15 protein-coding genes are annotated in these 15,900 nt (G+C 36.9%); 9 read left to right on the forward strand and 6 right to left on the reverse strand.

The annotated features are described in order from the left end of the window. The first annotated feature begins 52 nt into the window (after positions 1–52). Both yedE and OQH61_RS08390 read left to right on the forward strand, forming a co-directional pair. Complete coding sequence (yedE, locus tag OQH61_RS08385) at positions 53–1,114, forward strand: YedE family putative selenium transporter (protein ID WP_266026980.1); 1,062 nt, start codon at positions 53–55, stop codon at positions 1,112–1,114. Between the two features lie 11 nt (positions 1,115–1,125). Then, positions 1,126–1,341: a sulfurtransferase TusA family protein gene (locus OQH61_RS08390; protein WP_266026981.1), complete on the forward strand. Its 216-nt coding sequence runs from the start codon at positions 1,126–1,128 to the stop codon at positions 1,339–1,341. A 73-nt stretch (positions 1,342–1,414) separates the two neighbouring features. Here the strand turns inward: OQH61_RS08390 and OQH61_RS08395 are convergent, their stop codons facing one another. After that, complete coding sequence (locus OQH61_RS08395; RefSeq protein WP_266026982.1) at positions 1,415–1,966, reverse strand: YceI family protein; 552 nt, start codon at positions 1,964–1,966, stop codon at positions 1,415–1,417. A gap of 180 nt (positions 1,967–2,146) precedes the next feature. On the opposite strand from OQH61_RS08395, the gene OQH61_RS08400 reads away from it, so the two are divergent. Continuing rightward, complete coding sequence (locus tag OQH61_RS08400; RefSeq protein WP_266026983.1) at positions 2,147–2,797, forward strand: ABC transporter ATP-binding protein; 651 nt, start codon at positions 2,147–2,149, stop codon at positions 2,795–2,797. Positions 2,798–2,878: 81 nt separating this feature from the next. Beyond that, entirely contained in the window at positions 2,879–3,451 is a 573-nt protein-coding gene (locus OQH61_RS08405; RefSeq protein ID WP_266026984.1) for a DedA family protein, read from the forward strand. Positions 3,452–3,468: 17 nt separating this feature from the next. Here the strand turns inward: OQH61_RS08405 and OQH61_RS08410 are convergent, their stop codons facing one another. From OQH61_RS08410 to hemH, 5 genes are read right to left on the reverse strand one after another with little or no spacing between them, the layout of a single operon-like run. Beyond that, positions 3,469–3,783: a tetratricopeptide repeat protein gene (locus OQH61_RS08410; protein WP_266026985.1), complete on the reverse strand. Its 315-nt coding sequence runs from the start codon at positions 3,781–3,783 to the stop codon at positions 3,469–3,471. A 24-nt stretch (positions 3,784–3,807) separates the two neighbouring features. Continuing rightward, on the reverse strand, positions 3,808–5,853 hold the full coding sequence (locus OQH61_RS08415; protein ID WP_266026986.1) for a hypothetical protein: 2,046 nt from the start codon (positions 5,851–5,853) through the stop codon (positions 3,808–3,810). A gap of 54 nt (positions 5,854–5,907) precedes the next feature. Then, positions 5,908–8,712 (reverse strand): cytochrome c biogenesis protein CcsA, encoded by a 2,805-nt coding sequence (gene ccsA / locus OQH61_RS08420; RefSeq protein ID WP_266026987.1) that lies wholly within the window; start codon positions 8,710–8,712, stop codon positions 5,908–5,910. A 19-nt stretch (positions 8,713–8,731) separates the two neighbouring features. After that, positions 8,732–9,358 carry a SoxW family protein gene (locus OQH61_RS08425; protein WP_266026988.1) on the reverse strand — a complete coding sequence of 209 codons (627 nt, stop codon included), beginning with the start codon at positions 9,356–9,358 and terminating at the stop codon, positions 8,732–8,734. A gap of 13 nt (positions 9,359–9,371) precedes the next feature. Beyond that, positions 9,372–10,331 carry a ferrochelatase gene (gene hemH / locus OQH61_RS08430; protein ID WP_266027014.1) on the reverse strand — a complete coding sequence of 320 codons (960 nt, stop codon included), beginning with the start codon at positions 10,329–10,331 and terminating at the stop codon, positions 9,372–9,374. Between the two features lie 87 nt (positions 10,332–10,418). On the opposite strand from hemH, the gene OQH61_RS08435 reads away from it, so the two are divergent. The 5 genes from OQH61_RS08435 (at position 10,419) to OQH61_RS08455 (ending at position 15,850) form a co-directional block, all read left to right on the forward strand. Further along, positions 10,419–10,847: a hypothetical protein gene (locus OQH61_RS08435; RefSeq protein ID WP_266026989.1), complete on the forward strand. Its 429-nt coding sequence runs from the start codon at positions 10,419–10,421 to the stop codon at positions 10,845–10,847. Next, complete coding sequence (locus OQH61_RS08440) at positions 10,848–11,582, forward strand: 16S rRNA (uracil(1498)-N(3))-methyltransferase (RefSeq protein WP_266026990.1); 735 nt, start codon at positions 10,848–10,850, stop codon at positions 11,580–11,582. It begins immediately after the preceding gene. Continuing rightward, positions 11,582–12,430 carry a prephenate dehydrogenase gene (locus OQH61_RS08445; protein WP_266026991.1) on the forward strand — a complete coding sequence of 283 codons (849 nt, stop codon included), beginning with the start codon at positions 11,582–11,584 and terminating at the stop codon, positions 12,428–12,430. The genes OQH61_RS08440 and OQH61_RS08445 overlap by 1 nt, the downstream gene beginning before the upstream one ends. A gap of 63 nt (positions 12,431–12,493) precedes the next feature. Next, complete coding sequence (gene bamA / locus OQH61_RS08450) at positions 12,494–14,731, forward strand: outer membrane protein assembly factor BamA (RefSeq protein WP_266026992.1); 2,238 nt, start codon at positions 12,494–12,496, stop codon at positions 14,729–14,731. Between the two features lie 21 nt (positions 14,732–14,752). Then, a complete protein-coding gene (locus tag OQH61_RS08455; protein WP_266026993.1) occupies positions 14,753–15,850 on the forward strand; it encodes a dehypoxanthine futalosine cyclase in 1,098 nt (365 codons plus the stop codon). The last annotated feature ends 50 nt before the right edge of the window (positions 15,851–15,900 follow it).

Genomic DNA, 15,900 nt, shown 5'->3' on the forward strand with positions numbered 1-15,900 from the left:
ATAATCCTAAGGGCTGAGGTTCAGCTGTATTACATTGGCATAAGGGTTTTTGATGAAAAAAGTTGCATTTTTACCTATTTTGGCAGGGAGTGTATTTGGTATTATTGCTCCATTGCTTGTTTATTTTGGGAATCCTGCAAATATGGGTATGTGTGCTGCGTGTTTTACTCGCGATATTTCAGGTTCTTTGGGTTTGCATAGCGTAGAGGTTGCGCAATATATGCGCCCGGAAATTATTGCGGTAGTGTTTGGTTCTCTCATTAGTGCATTATTATTTAAGACTTTTAACCCTCGTGCTGGGAGTTCTCCCATAACGAGATTTTTCTTAGGCATTTTTACAATGATTGGTGCTTTAGTTTTTTTAGGCTGTCCTTGGAGAGCATTGCTTAGAATCTCTGCTGGAGATTTGAGTGCATTAGCAGGAATTGCAGGGTTAATTGTGGGGGTTTTTGTTGGGATTTTCTTTTTAAAGCGAGGCTTTAGCCTAGGTAGAGCCACTTCTTCAAGCAAAATAAATGCTTTTATTTTCCCCACTTTTATGTTTGTTTGCTTAGCTCTTTTGATATATAGTATTCAGGTAGAAAAACCTTTGCTTTTGTTTTCAACTTCTGGTGTTGGATTTGCTCACGCTCCGATTATCATCTCTTTATGTGCTGGGCTTATCGTTGGAGTATTGTTCCAAAAGAGCAAGTTTTGTTCAATTTCAGGCATAAGCAATGTAGTTTTTTTGAAGGATACCTCTCTTTTGCAGGGTATTATAGCTTTAGTCTTATTTGCTTTCATAATGAATGTTTTTCTTGGATATTTTCATTTAGGATTCACAGGGCAGCCTATTGCTCATAATGATGTTGTGTGGAATTTCCTAGGTATGCTCTTAGCAGGAAGCGCAATGACTTTAGCTGGAGGCTGTCCCGGTAGGCAGCTGGTTTTAAGTGGAGAAGGAGATGGTGATGCTGCTGTATTTATTATGGGCGCAATAGTTGGGGCGGCACTTGCTCATAACTTTTCCCTCGCCTCTTCTCCTGCTGGTATTGGAGCAAATGCACCTGTGGCTGTTGTGTTAGGTTTAGTGTTTATCATTATTTTAGGGATTTTTTCTAAGGTGAAAAACTAAAGGAATAAAGAATGATAACAATAGACATAAGGGGGCTTTCTTGCCCTCAACCTGCTATAGAGGTAAGCAATGTGCTTAAAACAAACCCTCAAAGCTTTAAAGTCATTTGCGACTTAAGTAGTCCCATAGATAATATTATAACAATAACGCAGAATTACTCTTATGCTTTGGTTTCGCAAGAGGGTAAGGAAACAAACAAGATTCTTTTGTTTTGTAAAACATCTTAGTGCATTAAAATTTATAGAGTGAGGATAGCATAGATTCTCCTACCTGAAGTGAATAAGAGAATCTAAGTGAGGGTTATTTTGTTTGAGCCTCAATTTCAATTTTTATATCAACATTGTCGCCTACCATTGCATTTGCTGTATCAACGCCGATACCAAAATCTTTTCTATTAATCTTGCCATCAAGGCTAAGAGCAACTGTATCCTTGCCGCTTCTAGGATTTTTCACAGGACCATTAAGCACAACATCAAAAACTACTTTTTTTGTAATATCTCTGATTGTAAGGTTTGCTTCCAGCTTTTTGCCATTATGTTTAATGAGCGATAAAGTAGCTTTAGGAAACTTTTTAGAATCAAAGAAATCAGGCGCATTGAGGTGTTTATCACGCGCTTTGTCATTTGTGTTGATTGAAACTATTTGTGCTTCACCCTCCAAAGCTTTGATATTTTTACCCTCAATATCAAGTGTGCCACTGAATTTATCAAGACTCCCCTTAACATTACTGATGGATAAGTGTTTTACGCTAAAACCTACTGATGAATGCCCCGCATCAACTATATAAGGCTCTGCCATAAGTGATGTGCTACACAATACGCTTATTGCGCACATAAATACAAACTTTTTCATATTACTCCTTTTGTCAGTCATAAATAGTAAAGATTCTGAAAGCAGAATCTTTAACAGACATAATTCTATCAAAATAAAAAAGGAAATGTTAAACAAAATAATACTTACTCACACCCTAAACACAAAAAGCAGTATTAAATTTATGCTAAAATATCCGCAGTGTTATAAAAAAGGATAGTTATGAATCCCTTGCTCTATGCGCATAATCTCGCACATCATTTTGAAACCCTACTTTATGAGAATCTTAGCCTATCGGTTAATGAGGGCGAAAGTATTGCTATATTGGGGGTAAGTGGTAGTGGTAAATCTACGATTTTAAATAATCTCTCCACACTGCTTCCTCCCAAAAAGGGACAGGTTTCATTGCTTGGTATTGATGATATTTATGCTCTAAGTGCTAAAGAGCAGCTTGCTTTGCGGCGGTTGCAATTGGGTATTGTGTTTCAAGCGCATTATCTTTTTCGTGGCTTTAGTGGTATAGAAAATCTTAAAGTGGCTTCAATTCTTTCAAAACAGCCTATTGATAAGGGGCTTTTAGAATCTTTTGGTATTGCAAAAGTTATCCATCAGCCCATAGGACAGCTTAGTGGTGGGCAGCAGCAGCGACTTTCTATTGCTCGTGTGCTGACCAAAAAGCCAAAGATTATTTTTGCCGATGAGCCAACAGGTAATCTTGATAGACAAACTGCTATTCAGGTTATGAATATTATGTTTGAGTATGTCCGCACCCATAAAGCCGCGCTTATTCTTGCTACTCACGACCAAGATATAGCCCAATCTTGTGATAAAATCTACCATCTTTATGATAAAGCTTTGCACAGCGTGAAATGAAATAGACACTCACATAATTATTTGATATTTATTATCATAATTATGTTAAACTTTACATTTTAATTTAATCAAGGAATAAATATGCAAGATACAATACATTCGCTTGAACAATGGGGTTATATTTTATTGTTTATATATTCATTTGGTGGAGGATATTTGGGGCTTATCACTGCGGGCGTAATGAGTGCGCTTGGGAAAATGGATTTATGCCTAGCAATTCTTAGCGCTTGTATGGGCAATATATCAGGTAGTTTTTTGCTTAGCTTTCTTGCACGTTATCAAAAAAAAGAGCTTCTTGCCACACTCCATAAACATAGGCGCAAAATTGCACTCTCACAAATTTGGCTTAAACGTTATGGCTTATGGCTTATTATCTTTAGTAAATATCTCTATGGCATTAAAACTCTTGTGCCTCTTGCCATTGGGTTTAGTGGCTTTAATTTAAAGCATTTTTTTATAATCAATGCTTTTTCTTGCGTGTTATGGGCGATAATCGTGGGTTTATGTGGATATTATGCAAGCAGTGGGGTTATTGCTTTGCTTGAAAAAATTGACGCACATTCGTATGTTATGCCTTTTGTGTTAGTTATACTTGGCATCTTTATGTATATTCTTATAGCCCAAGTTTCTAAAAAGGCAAAAAAAGGTTTGTGAATTGATATAAGAGAGTATCAACCATCTTCGCCAAAATATGGATTCATTAAAACAAAGCAGGATTGGCTATACCCCAATTCACAAGCCCTTTGATAATATTCTCTCGCTTTTTGTATGTCTTTATTGTAATAAATCCCTTGTTTATAGGAAGCAGCAATGTTATGACAAGCTATACCTAAACCTTTTTCGCAAGAATTTTCCCACAATAAAAGAGCCATAGCCTCATCTTTGTCTCCGCCCAAACCATTATCAAAGAGGAGTCCTAGATTATAGCACGATTCTTTATAGCCCTCGTTTTCGCTTCCTAAATCACAGCCTTTTTGATAATACATTCGTGCTTTTTCATTTAGCATTAATTATTTAAAAAGATTATTAAGGAGTTTTTGCGCACCTTCTTTGACTTTATCATCTTTAATATATTTATCAATAGCCTTTTGCGCACCTTTGGTAATCGCTTTGCCTGCTTCAGCTTTAATCAACTCATTTGCATCAATGCTAATTGTGGGCGATTCAAGACTATTACGTGCCTTAAGGTAAATATATTTATCCTTAATTTGAAATTTAAAATCTGCATTAATAGTGCCCTTATCTGTATTGATACTCGCTCCTTTTGCAGAAATAGCTGTATTATTGCTTTTTAGTGCAATATCTGCAGTGATAATATCTTTATCAATCTTAGCTTCCAATCCCGCATCTTCATATGCCTCTTTAGTAATGTCTGTTTTGAGGTATTTTTCTGTAAGTTCAGTAATTTGGTTTGGCATAAGCTTTCCATTGCTTATGACTGCTTTAAGTGTGCCTTTTTGTATAAGTGTATCATAGTTGAGATTTCCGTTCATACTAGAGCTAAACACAGGCTTAATTTGAGCCATAGTAAGAAGCTTGAGTGTATTAATATCCTTGAGTGAGGCTGTGAGTTTATTATTATCAAGTTTTGCATCAATGCTGCCACCAAGTGATTGTGTACTAAAGTCTGCATAAAGCGTATCTTTGAGTTTGGCTATACCTTTTGCTTTAAAGTCTCCAACGAGCTCTATGCCTGTGAGAAATTTAAGTTTTTTGAGATTGGGTATAATAGCCTCATAAGGCACTTGGAAATCAAATTCATTGAGATTAATCTGTGTTTTTGCAAGTTTGACTTGGGCAATATCAGAATCTAAGGTGGAGTTTGCCTCTCCCACGCCTTTGTCAATATCTACATTAGATTTAAGCGTGAAGTTTGTGTTTGGCATATTCATATCCATTTCTTGTTTCATTACCGCATTATTTGTTGTGCCAGAAAGTGTAAGCGTTGTTTTGGTAGAAATACCTTTGTCTAAATCATTGACAAGAGAATCAACATTGAGATTCATTGTAGCATAACGTGGCATATGAATCATCCATAAAAGCGTGTCAAGACGAAGATTTTTGATCTGGGCTTGTGCAGATTCTGGCGATAAATCTTTGAGGGTGGCTTTATAAAGAGTATTTGAACTTGCAATATCGGAATTTCCATCAATGTTGAGGAGATTCATATCACCTTTAATTGTGCCTTTAGTATTAAAGCTGCCGCGTATAGGCATACCTGCCAATGGTGTAAAAGCGGATAAATCACCGAGTTGCACATCATAAGTGCTATCTGTGCTTAAATCTTTCATTGATGTTTGCCCTTTTGAGTGGATATTGCCAATATTTGCATTGAAATTAAAATCGTGATTGAGTTTGCCCATATCAAAGAGGGCATTGAACGTAATGAGAAAAGTCGTTTTTGGCACTTCAACTTCAAAATCTTTTTTAATAAGCGCACTATCAACTAATCCTTGAGCAATGCTAAGCAGAGCATTCCCATTGAAATTCATATCTGCATCACCTTTAATATCAGCCTCAAGATTAAGTGAGCCATTTGCATAGGGCTTCATTCCTGCCATAGCAAGAAATTCTTTAATTTGTGCATCTTTAATGTGGGCAAGGATTGAAGTAGGTGCGTAATCTTGCAAAAGCACACGAATATCTGTAAAGGATTTTGCAATATCACTTGTAGTGTTGATTTCAAGGTTATTCAATGAACCTTTTGCAGTAGTATTAATAACAAATGAGCCTTGCAGGGGTGTATCTGCCATTTCTCCAAACACAGAAATGTCTTTTGCATCAACCTTAAATGCAAGATCAAGTGTTTGAGAAAAAAGTGAAAAATCACCATTAAGTGTTATGTGAATAGCATCATTATGATTAATTTGCACATCTACACTTGAGAATCCAAGTGAGAAAGTATCTAAATTAAGCTTAATGGGTGCGTATTTATCAATTTGTCCTTGCATAATGGGTTTAAGCAGGGCATTGCCCGGTGGTGTGAAAAGCACACATAAAATAATCACTATTAATGCAAGAATAATGCCTAATATCCATAAGATAATTTTTTTCATTAGGTTTCCCCTTGAGGTTTGGTAATATATTTTGGTTGAGATTATAAAAAAATATTATAAACGAGGCATATCAAGCACTCTTTTTCTGCTTGCAATAAAAATCAAAAGTATAATGCCTGCTATCATAATTTTTACCCACAAAGGCATAGGAGCTGCTTCTCCGGCAGCATAGCTGTGCATACCTGTGAGATAATAATTTACTCCAAAATAAGTCATTAGCACTGAAAAGAAGCCTATTACAGAAGCACTTGCAAAGATAAAAGGAAAATTTTTGCCCACAATAAAACGCAAGTGTAAAATAATGGCATACACGCCAATACTAATAAGTGCCCAAGTTTCTTTAGAATCCCAGCCCCAATATCTACCCCAAGATTCATTTGCCCAAATGCCTCCAAGGAAGTTCCCAACACTGAGTAAGAATAAGCCTAAAATCATACTCATCTCATTGAGTGCTGATAGGGCAAGGATTGAATGTTCTACTTGCACTCTTTTTTCGCTTCGGAGCACAAACATAATAAGCGTGATAAGCCCAAGCATAAAACATAAGCCCAAGAATCCATAGCTTGCAGTGATAACAGAGACGTGAATATTAAGCCAATATGATTTAAGCACAGGAACAAGATTACCTATTTGTGGGTCCATATCGCCAAGATGAGCTACAAAGAGCGTGATACCAGCCAAAAAGCTTGAAGCACATAAAGCAAGATTAGAGCGTCTAAAAAACACCACGCCAGAGAGAATCGCCGCCCACGCAATATAAAGCATAGATTCGTACGCATTGCTCCAAGGAGCGTGTTCGCTTACATACCATCGTAGTCCTAAGGCACAAGTATGTAGGATAAAAAGCCCAAGTAGAAGAATATAAAATACTTTGTGGATAAATGGACGTGTAGGGATATTTTTGAGAATCCCCACAAGCACAATGATAAAAAGCACAATACTTATGAGAATGTAGGGATAAGTAAGCTGATAGAATGGATTATAAACATTGAGCCAAATTTCAGAATCTACCTTTGCTGGAGAAATAAGTAACGAAGCACCATTTTTTTGCTGGAATGAGCGAATATCTTGTGCTGCTTGTATGGCTTGTTGCCAATTATTTGTATCTACCCCTTGCTGCATACCTTGAGCGAATGTTTTATAAATACTCATAAGTTCCCTTGCTTTTTGCATATCGCTTTGGGCTACCGCACTGCTAATGGCTTCAAGCGGGTAGAGCCATTGATTATTATTTGCTTTTTTATCAGGGAATATTCTAAGCACTTGCCCAGTGTAGATGAGAAAGGCATAATTGATGCGTTCATCTACGCTTATGACATCTTTTTCAAAAGCATCACGTGATGATGGATTTTTAAGGTTGGCAGCCTCAACATAGTTTTGAAGCACATACTGCCTTTGAGGAGTGAAAACATCAATATAGGCAATATATTTTTCATCTTTATCCAATCCCAGAATCTCGCGCAATTTTGGGCTTTTAGTTGCTATCATTTTAATGCTTTGCCATTCTTGTGGATAAAAAAGCATACCCAAGAAAACTTGCGAGGGGGTTAATCCTTGAAAAGTTCTTTTTTGGGTGAGTTTATGGATATATTCATTTGCAAGAGTGTGCATAGGCTTTATACGACCGCCAAAGTCTTGGACGAGGATTCTATCAAAATCATTTGTGAGGCTTGTAGAATTTTGGAGTGCTTTTATCATAGAGGGAATATGTTGAGGCAAAGGCAAAGATTTATCTTCAGGTGAAAGTGCGAAATCCTCTTGCATAGATGTCGCATAAGTAGATTGAGGCGAGAGTAAAGCAAGGCTAAGCCCAGCACAAAGCAGTAAAGAGAGAAATTTTTGTGTTTTTAAGAATCTCCCAAGTGTGGCAAATCGTCCATTTTTATCAAAAAGTAGCCAAATCACACCAAGTATAAGCATCGCATAGCCTATATATGTGGGTATTTTGCCCGGGTCATTATTGACAGAGAGAATTGAGCCTTTTTCATCAGGGTGGTAAGAGGATTGGAAAAAGCGATACCCACCATAATCAAGCACATTGTTCATAAAGATTCTAAAAGGCATAGGTGGATTTGGTTCATCAATGAGTTCCACTTCTGAAGCATACGAAGCGGGAGAGTTTGAGCCCGGATAACGTTCAAGCTCAAACTTTTTAAGTTTAATACTAAAGGGAAGAGCAATATTATCCACACCCCACGCGAGAAATACCTTATAACCTTCAATATCAAGCATAGTAATACTTTCTTTTGTGGGTGCTTCATTGCCTTCACGCACGACTTTTGTTTGAGTGTTTTTGCCCAAAAAATCAATATTTACATCAAGCACAAGGACATTGGACATTTGAGATTCTAAAAGCTCCCCTGTCTTAAGTGTGAAAGGTTTGTCAAAAAATGTTAAATGTTGAAGAATAGTATGATTAATGTTTTTATCAATATAAGTGGGAATCCGCACATATTGCGTATCACCTTGTGGGCTTTTGATTTGAATAAAAATATAATGTGTATTTGTAGAAATAAAATTCACGCTTTGTCCCTCACGCAAATTCATCAAGCCCTCAAATCCATAATAGCGGGTAATCCCAGCTCCGATGATGATGACAATAAAGGAGCTATGCAAAAGCAATGAGGCATATTTTTTTCTTTGCCACGCTTTTGAGGTGATGAAGCAGCCAATGAGACACAAAGCAAGCCATAAATGCAAGATTTCAAACCAAAACGCATCATATACCCATAAACGAGCTGCAAGTGTGCCATCAAATTTTTCAATAAATGTTGCAATTGCACACGCTGTGGCATATATTCCTATCAATAAAAGAACCATTTTCATTGAACAAAAAAGCGTTTTGATTATTTGCGCCATTTTTACTCCTTATTAAAGTTTAGAAATTATGCGAGAGACTTTCATTGATTTCAAGCGAAATATCTTGCAAACTTTTGCCCTGCCATTTTTGGCTTTGCATATATTTTAAAAGAATCAGAATCTGCTCACTTGGGAGATAGCCGGGCAATTCATAAATGCGCTCTCCTGCGGGCGTAAGAAATACAAGCGTGGGTGTGGGACGCATAGGAGATTTGACATAGGTTTCCACAAGAGTTGAAGTGGGGATAGAGGCAGATTCTCTATTGTGTGAATGCGTATTTTGAAATTGTAATGTGTGATTTTTTGTATAACTAATATTAATATAATAAGGCAGAAAATTCGCCTTAAGCGTGTCTTTAAGAGAATCGTTGTTTTTAATATCATCTTTGATTTTATCACAATAAATGCAGTTATTTTTGCCAAAAATAAGCAATGTGATTTTGCCCTCTTGCCCTTGAATGGCTTTGGTATCTAAAAATATATTTTCTAAACCCGCATAACTTTGTTTATCAAGATTTTCGGCTTGCTCAATATGCTCTTGTTTTAAGGCTGTGCCTTGAGAGATTTTGACCTCATTGTCATCATTGCAGCCACAATGTATCATCATTGCGCAAATAATCGCGGTTATTGTCCATATTTTATTCATCTTGTTTTACTCCTTATTTGAGGCTGTGAAGATGCTCTTCAAGGATATTAATAATGCTTTTTGCGAATCTTTCACTATCATTAAAGCAGCTACAAACACGATATTGTGGGACATTTAGCTCTTTTGCAAGTGAGGCATAAAGTATTTTTAATTCATATTCTGTTTCGGAATTATCAAGTGTGAAAGAGAGAGGAAAAATAATCATTTTATGTTTTTTATACTTCGCAATAGTATCTTTTGTGCTTGGTCCAATCCATTTCATACGCCCCACTTTGGATTGATAGCAAAGGGCAATTTTTTTAAAAGTAATGCCCTCGCTCTCAAGTGCTTTCTGTAATGCTTCTTTATTTTGCTCACATTGCTGTTGATAAGGGTCGCCCCCATCTACGCGTGATTGGGGAAGGCTATGAGCGGAAAGTAAAAGCACAAATTCATTAGGATTATCTGTACCTAAAGATGCTTTAATACGCTCTATAATGCAACCTATGTAATCAGGGTGAGCGTGATAAGAGGAGATTTCATAAAGGGCGGGCATAAAGGAAAGTTTTTGTAGTGCTGCTTTGGCATCAATGAGTGAAGAGTGAATAGTAGAATAAGAAAATTGTGGATAAAGGCTAAAAAGCACCACAGATTCTATACCTTGTCTTTTTATATCCTCTAATACCTGATACGCAAAGGGTGGTGTATAGCGCATAGCATAGGTATAAAATCGTTTGCAATCAAGCTCATTGAGTTTATTTGTGAGATTCAAAGTATGAGTAATAAGAGGGGATTTACCACCAATGGCTTGATAATTTTTTTTAGCTTCTTCAACGCGATTATGTGTAATGAAACTTGCCAGCATTTTGCGCATAAAGGCATTTTTTATCCCCAAAATCAAAGGGTCATTAAACATATTTTTTAAAAAACTTTCTACCTCAAAAAGGCTATTTGGTGAGCCCATATTGAGTAAAACAACAGCCTGCGATTTGATGGAAAATCCTTTTTTAATAGTGAGGTTAAAGATTTTAAGTGATAATAAACTACAAAAGTTAATTAAAGTTAATTACAAGGAGGAAATATGCAGGAATTTGATTCTCTTGCCTTACACGATACTTTTATGGATTTAGTGCTTTATCATAAGATTTTTGCTGGTTTTTTCGCACTTCCTTTTGTATTGAATCTTTTAGTATTATTTTTTGGCTCTAAAAACCTTGTGGCTATGAATAAAAAGATTTGGTTTATCGCTCCTATTATTTTTTTCTTACTTTCTGTAAGTGTTTTGAGTGGTATAAATATTTGGATATTTGGGAATCTTGAGCTTTCACTTAACATTATTGCGATGATGACTTTTTGCATTTTTGTTTTGATAGGTGAGATTTATCGGGTGAAGATTCTTAAAGTTGCGCGGCGGACAAACCTTGAAGCGATGAAGGGCTATGTGAAGTTTTGCAAAATACTCTATATAATGGATTTATTCTTTTTTATTCTGCTTTTTTGGCTGGCATAAATGCAGTTTTTATATCATAAAGATGCTGGGAATCCCATTGTAAGCGTGAATGATGAAAATGTAAATTATCTGATAAAAGTGCGGCGCACTCAACTTGGAGAGAATCTCGCATTGCGCAATCTGAATGATGAGAATCTGTATGTGTATGAATTAAGTGAAGTGGGCAAAAGGACACTCACTCTGCGCTTACAATCAAGCAAAAAAGTACCGAGTGATATAAAAAGTCATTTGCATTTATTATGGGCAATTATTGAACCAAAGATTATTGAAAAAACGCTTCCTATGCTCAATGAGCTGGGTGTATCGCGTATTAGCTTTTTTTATGCGGCGTTTTCACAAGGGCATTTTAAGCTTTCTCTACCGCGTATGGAGAAGATTCTGATTCAATCTTGCCAACAATGTGGGAGAAGTGATTTGATGAAACTTGAGCTGTATAAAGACTTTGATAGTATCTGTGAGGCATATACGGATTTTTATGCTTTTGATTTTGGTGGCACAGATATATGTAACTTTACACCTTGTGAAAATCACCTCCAAAGGAACAAAGAGGAGTATCTTGTGCGAGTAATGGTTGGGGCTGAAGGAGGCTTTAGTCAAAAAGAAAGGCAAAGATTTGCAAAAATTATAACTTTAAATGATACACTTATCTTAAAAAGTGAGAGTGCAAGTGTATTTATTGCGAGCATAGCTAAAGTGTGGAGCACAAGGAATGAAGTATTGAAAAAGGGGAAATGATGAATATAGGCATTATTGGATTAGGGCTAATGGGCGGTTCTATGGGGTTAGCCCTTAAAGAAGTGGAGCATATACAAGATAAGCATATTAATAGAATCTTAGGATATGATAAAAATGCCCTACATTCCCAACAAGCACTCAATTTAGGGTTAGTTGATGAATGTGTGGCACTCAATGAGATTTGGCGATGTGATGTGATATTTTTAAGTGTGCCCGTTGATGGGATAGTGGAGCTTGTCTCAAGTATTAAGCCTAAAGATATAAATGAGAATACTACAATCATTGATGTTGGTGGGGCAAAAGTGCAGATTCTCTCCCATATTCCCTCGTGGCTAAGGCATCACTTTGTGGGCGCGCACCCTATGTGTGGGACAGAGTTTTTTGGACCAAAGGCTGCTTTTGGGGAGTTGTATAAAAACAACATTGTAATCCTTACTGATTTAGAGCAAAGTGGGGCATATCAAGCTGAAATAGCAAAAGATATTTTTATTAGCATTGGTATGAAGATTCTCAAAATGGACGCTCATTCGCACGATAAGCATATAGCACTTATTTCGCATATGCCTCATATTCTTAGCTATGCTTTAGCAAATGCTACACTCGCTCAAGAAGACCCTCAAACCATTCTTGCATTAGTTGGCGGTGGGTTTCGTTCAATGAGCAGAATCTCAAAGAGTTCTCCATTGATGTGGAAAGATGTATTTAAACAAAATAAAGACAATGTCCTAGAAGCAATGGCGCATTTTCAAGCGAAGTTTAATGAAGCAAAAGAACTCCTTGAGCGTGAAGATTGGGAAGGTTTAGAATTATTTATGGCACAAGCAAATACATTGCAGAAATTCCTGTGATTCTATGGGCTTGTTAGGAAATTTCAATATAATCACAATTTTATTTTTAGCAATGGGACTTAAATGAAAAAAATTTGTTGCGCTTGTATTCTTTTGTTTTGCAATGTTATGTATGCTAAGGATATTAGTGCAATTAAATATGAAGGTTTGAGTTCAATTTCAAATGTGTTGGCTGATGAAATCGTAGGTATCAAAGTAGGCGAAAGCTTAAATGTCGCAAAAGTAGATAAAGCAATAGTCTCACTTTATTCACAAGGATATTTTGAGGATATTTACGCAGATTTTAATGGTGGAATCCTTACTTTTCACTTTAAACAAAAGCCCAAGATTGCGAGTGTTGAAATAAAAGGTTATGGAAGCGAACAGGAAAAAGAGACATTGTATTCGCAAATTGGCATAAAAAAGGGTGATAGCTATGATGAGACTAAGCTCAATCGTGCTAAACTTGTTATACGCACAATTTTAGAATATCAAGGCTATTATGGCACGGTGGTAGAGGCAGACATAAAGCAAATAGGCGATGATAAAGCATATGCGATTACCTTTAATGTAAATCAAGGTGAAAATATTATTATTAAAAAAGCACAATATGATGGTAGAGAGAAACTCAAGGTAAGTGAGGTTGAAGAACTAAGTGCGAATAGGGCAAAGCAGTTTATGGGGTGGCTTTGGGGACGCAATGATGGGAAACTTAAGCTTGCAGACTTAGAATATGATAGTCCAAGAATCCAAGATGCCTATATGCGCAAAGGGTTTTTAGATGCAAATGTCTCTCAAGCTTTTTTAGATGCAAATTTTAATGATTATAGTGCAAATTTATATTATAAAATCAAAGAGGGGGAACGTTATAAAGTATCAGAGATTAAGATTATTTTACACGTGCCTGTGATTGAAGAAAAGCAATTGCGCAAAGTTCTTAAAGTTAAAAAGGGCGCGTATTTTAATATTGAAGAAGTGCGCGCAGATGTGGAGAGTATCCGACAAAAGATTGCAGATTTAGGCTATGCTTTTGCGCGTGTAAATCCGGATTTGGATAAAGACCCACAGAATGCTGAAGTAAAGGTGCTTTATTTGATACAGATAGGACAAAAGGTAAAAATTAATGATGTGCTCATTTCTGGCAATTCTCGCACGGCAGATAGAATCATACGACGTGAGATTCTTCTAGCACCCGGCGATACTTATAGTCTTTCAGATTTAAAAGAATCTGAAAATGCACTCAAAAGATTAGGCTATTTTGGTAAGGTTAAAATTGATGAACGCAGGGTGAGTGAGGATTCTGTAGATTTGCTTGTGAGCGTTGAGGAAGCGCGCACAGGTGAGCTTATGTTTGGATTAGGCTATGGAAGTTATGATAAATTAATGGTGAATGCTTCCATAAGGGAGCGAAATCTCTTTGGAACAGGGCAGAGTGGGCAGTTGTATGCAGATTGGAGCTATCGCCGACAACTTGTTAATCTCACCCTAAGCAATCCTCGTGTGCTTGATTCTAAATACAGCACTTCTTTTAGTGTATTTCATTCTTTGTATTGGAATTGGGATTATAGGGAGCAAACCACAGGAGCATCAATTACAGGTGGGCGATTGCTCACAAATACTTTGCGTGCTTCGCTTGGATATACGCTTTCTACGACAAGGATTCGTGATTTTTACAATGCAGATTATGCAGAGCTTTATAAGCCATATCTTAAAGTTGATAGACCGCTCAAATCTGCTATTAGCCCAAGTCTTTACTTTGACAACACTGATGATTATTATTTCCCTAAAAATGGGGCAATAATTTCGGCGTATGTGGAATATGCAGGACTTGGTGGAGATGAGGAATATACGAAATTATATGGCAAAATGGCACTTTATTATCATCTTAAATCGCTTATGGGAATTGATTTGATTGCACGATATAAAACCCAAGCAGGAGCAATTATAGACAATGGTTATGTGCCCATTACTTCAAAGTTTTATATGGGCGGTATTTCAAGTGTGAGAGGATACCAAGTCAGCTCACTCACACCTAGAGATGCCACCGGGCAAATTCGTATTGGTGGAAATTATATGATGACGCATTCTGTGGAGTTAAGCTATGGTATTTTGGAAAAAGCCCAAATGCGTTTAGCTTTTTTTGCTGATTATGGTATGATAGGCACACAGAGTTTGAATGAAACGACACGTGCTTCGTGGGGCGCAGCAGTAGAATGGATAAGTCCTTTTGGACCCATTGTAATTGTATTCCCTCAACCCATTAATCCTCAACCCGGTGATAGAACATCATCATTTGAATTTACTATGGGCACGAGATTCTAATTTTGCACAAAAGGAGCAGTGATGACAGATGTAGTAGAGCATTCCCTCAAAGATTCTAAAGATGTAAATACTATAAAACGCGTGAGTAATGCAGAAATTTTGGATTTAATGCGCAATGCATCTTTGCGCGAGTTAGGGGCGAGGGCAAGTGAAATTAAGTCTATTCTCCACCCGAGCAAGACTACAACCTTTGTTGTGGATAGGAACATTAACTATACGAATATTTGTTGGGTAGATTGCAAGTTTTGTGCGTTTAAGCGTAGATTAGGCGAGGAGGGCGTATATATTTTAAGTTTTGAAGAGATTGATAAAAAAATTGATGAGCTTTTAGCCATTGGTGGCACACAGATTCTCTTTCAAGGCGGCGTACATCCAAAGCTTAAAATTGAGTGGTATGAAGAGCTTGTGAGTCATATCGCGCAAAAATATCCTATGATTACTATTCACGGATTTTCTGCTATTGAGATAAATTATATTGCTAAGGTCTCTAAAATCTCTATCCCAGAGGTGCTTTTGCGACTCCAAAAAGCAGGATTGTCTTCTATTCCCGGAGCGGGTGCTGAAATCTTAAGTGATAGGGTGCGCGATAAAATAGCGCCAAAAAAGCTTGATACACAAGAATGGCTTGAAGTGCATAGAGAAGCCCATCGTATAGGTATGAAAACCACAGCTACAATGATGTTTGGTAGCGTGGAGAATGATGAGGATATTGTAGCGCATTGGGATTGCCTAAGGCAACTTCAAGATGAGTTTGGTGGATTTAGAGCGTTTATTATGTGGAGTTTTCAGCCTGATAATACGCCTTTGCAAAAAGAATTTCCACATATTCATAAAGCCTCATCAAATAGGTATCTGCGCCTTTTAGCGTGTAGTAGAATCTATCTTGATAATTTTGTCAATATCCAAAGCTCTTGGGTAACGCAAGGCTCATATATTGGGCAGCTTGCTTTGCTTTTTGGCGCAAATGATTTAGGCAGCACAATGATGGAGGAGAATGTGGTTTCCTCTGCGGGTGTGTGTAATTCTATGAATGCTCAAGAGATGATTGAGCTTATTAGGGATATTGGTGAATCTCCAGCCAAACGCAACACAGCGTATGAGATTTTGGAGCGATTTTGATGAAAAAATGGAACATTATTTTTATAATATGTATGTGTTTAGGAGGTAGT

The organism is Helicobacter sp. MIT 21-1697 (assembly GCF_026241255.1).
Lineage (GTDB): Bacteria > Campylobacterota > Campylobacteria > Campylobacterales > Helicobacteraceae > Helicobacter_C.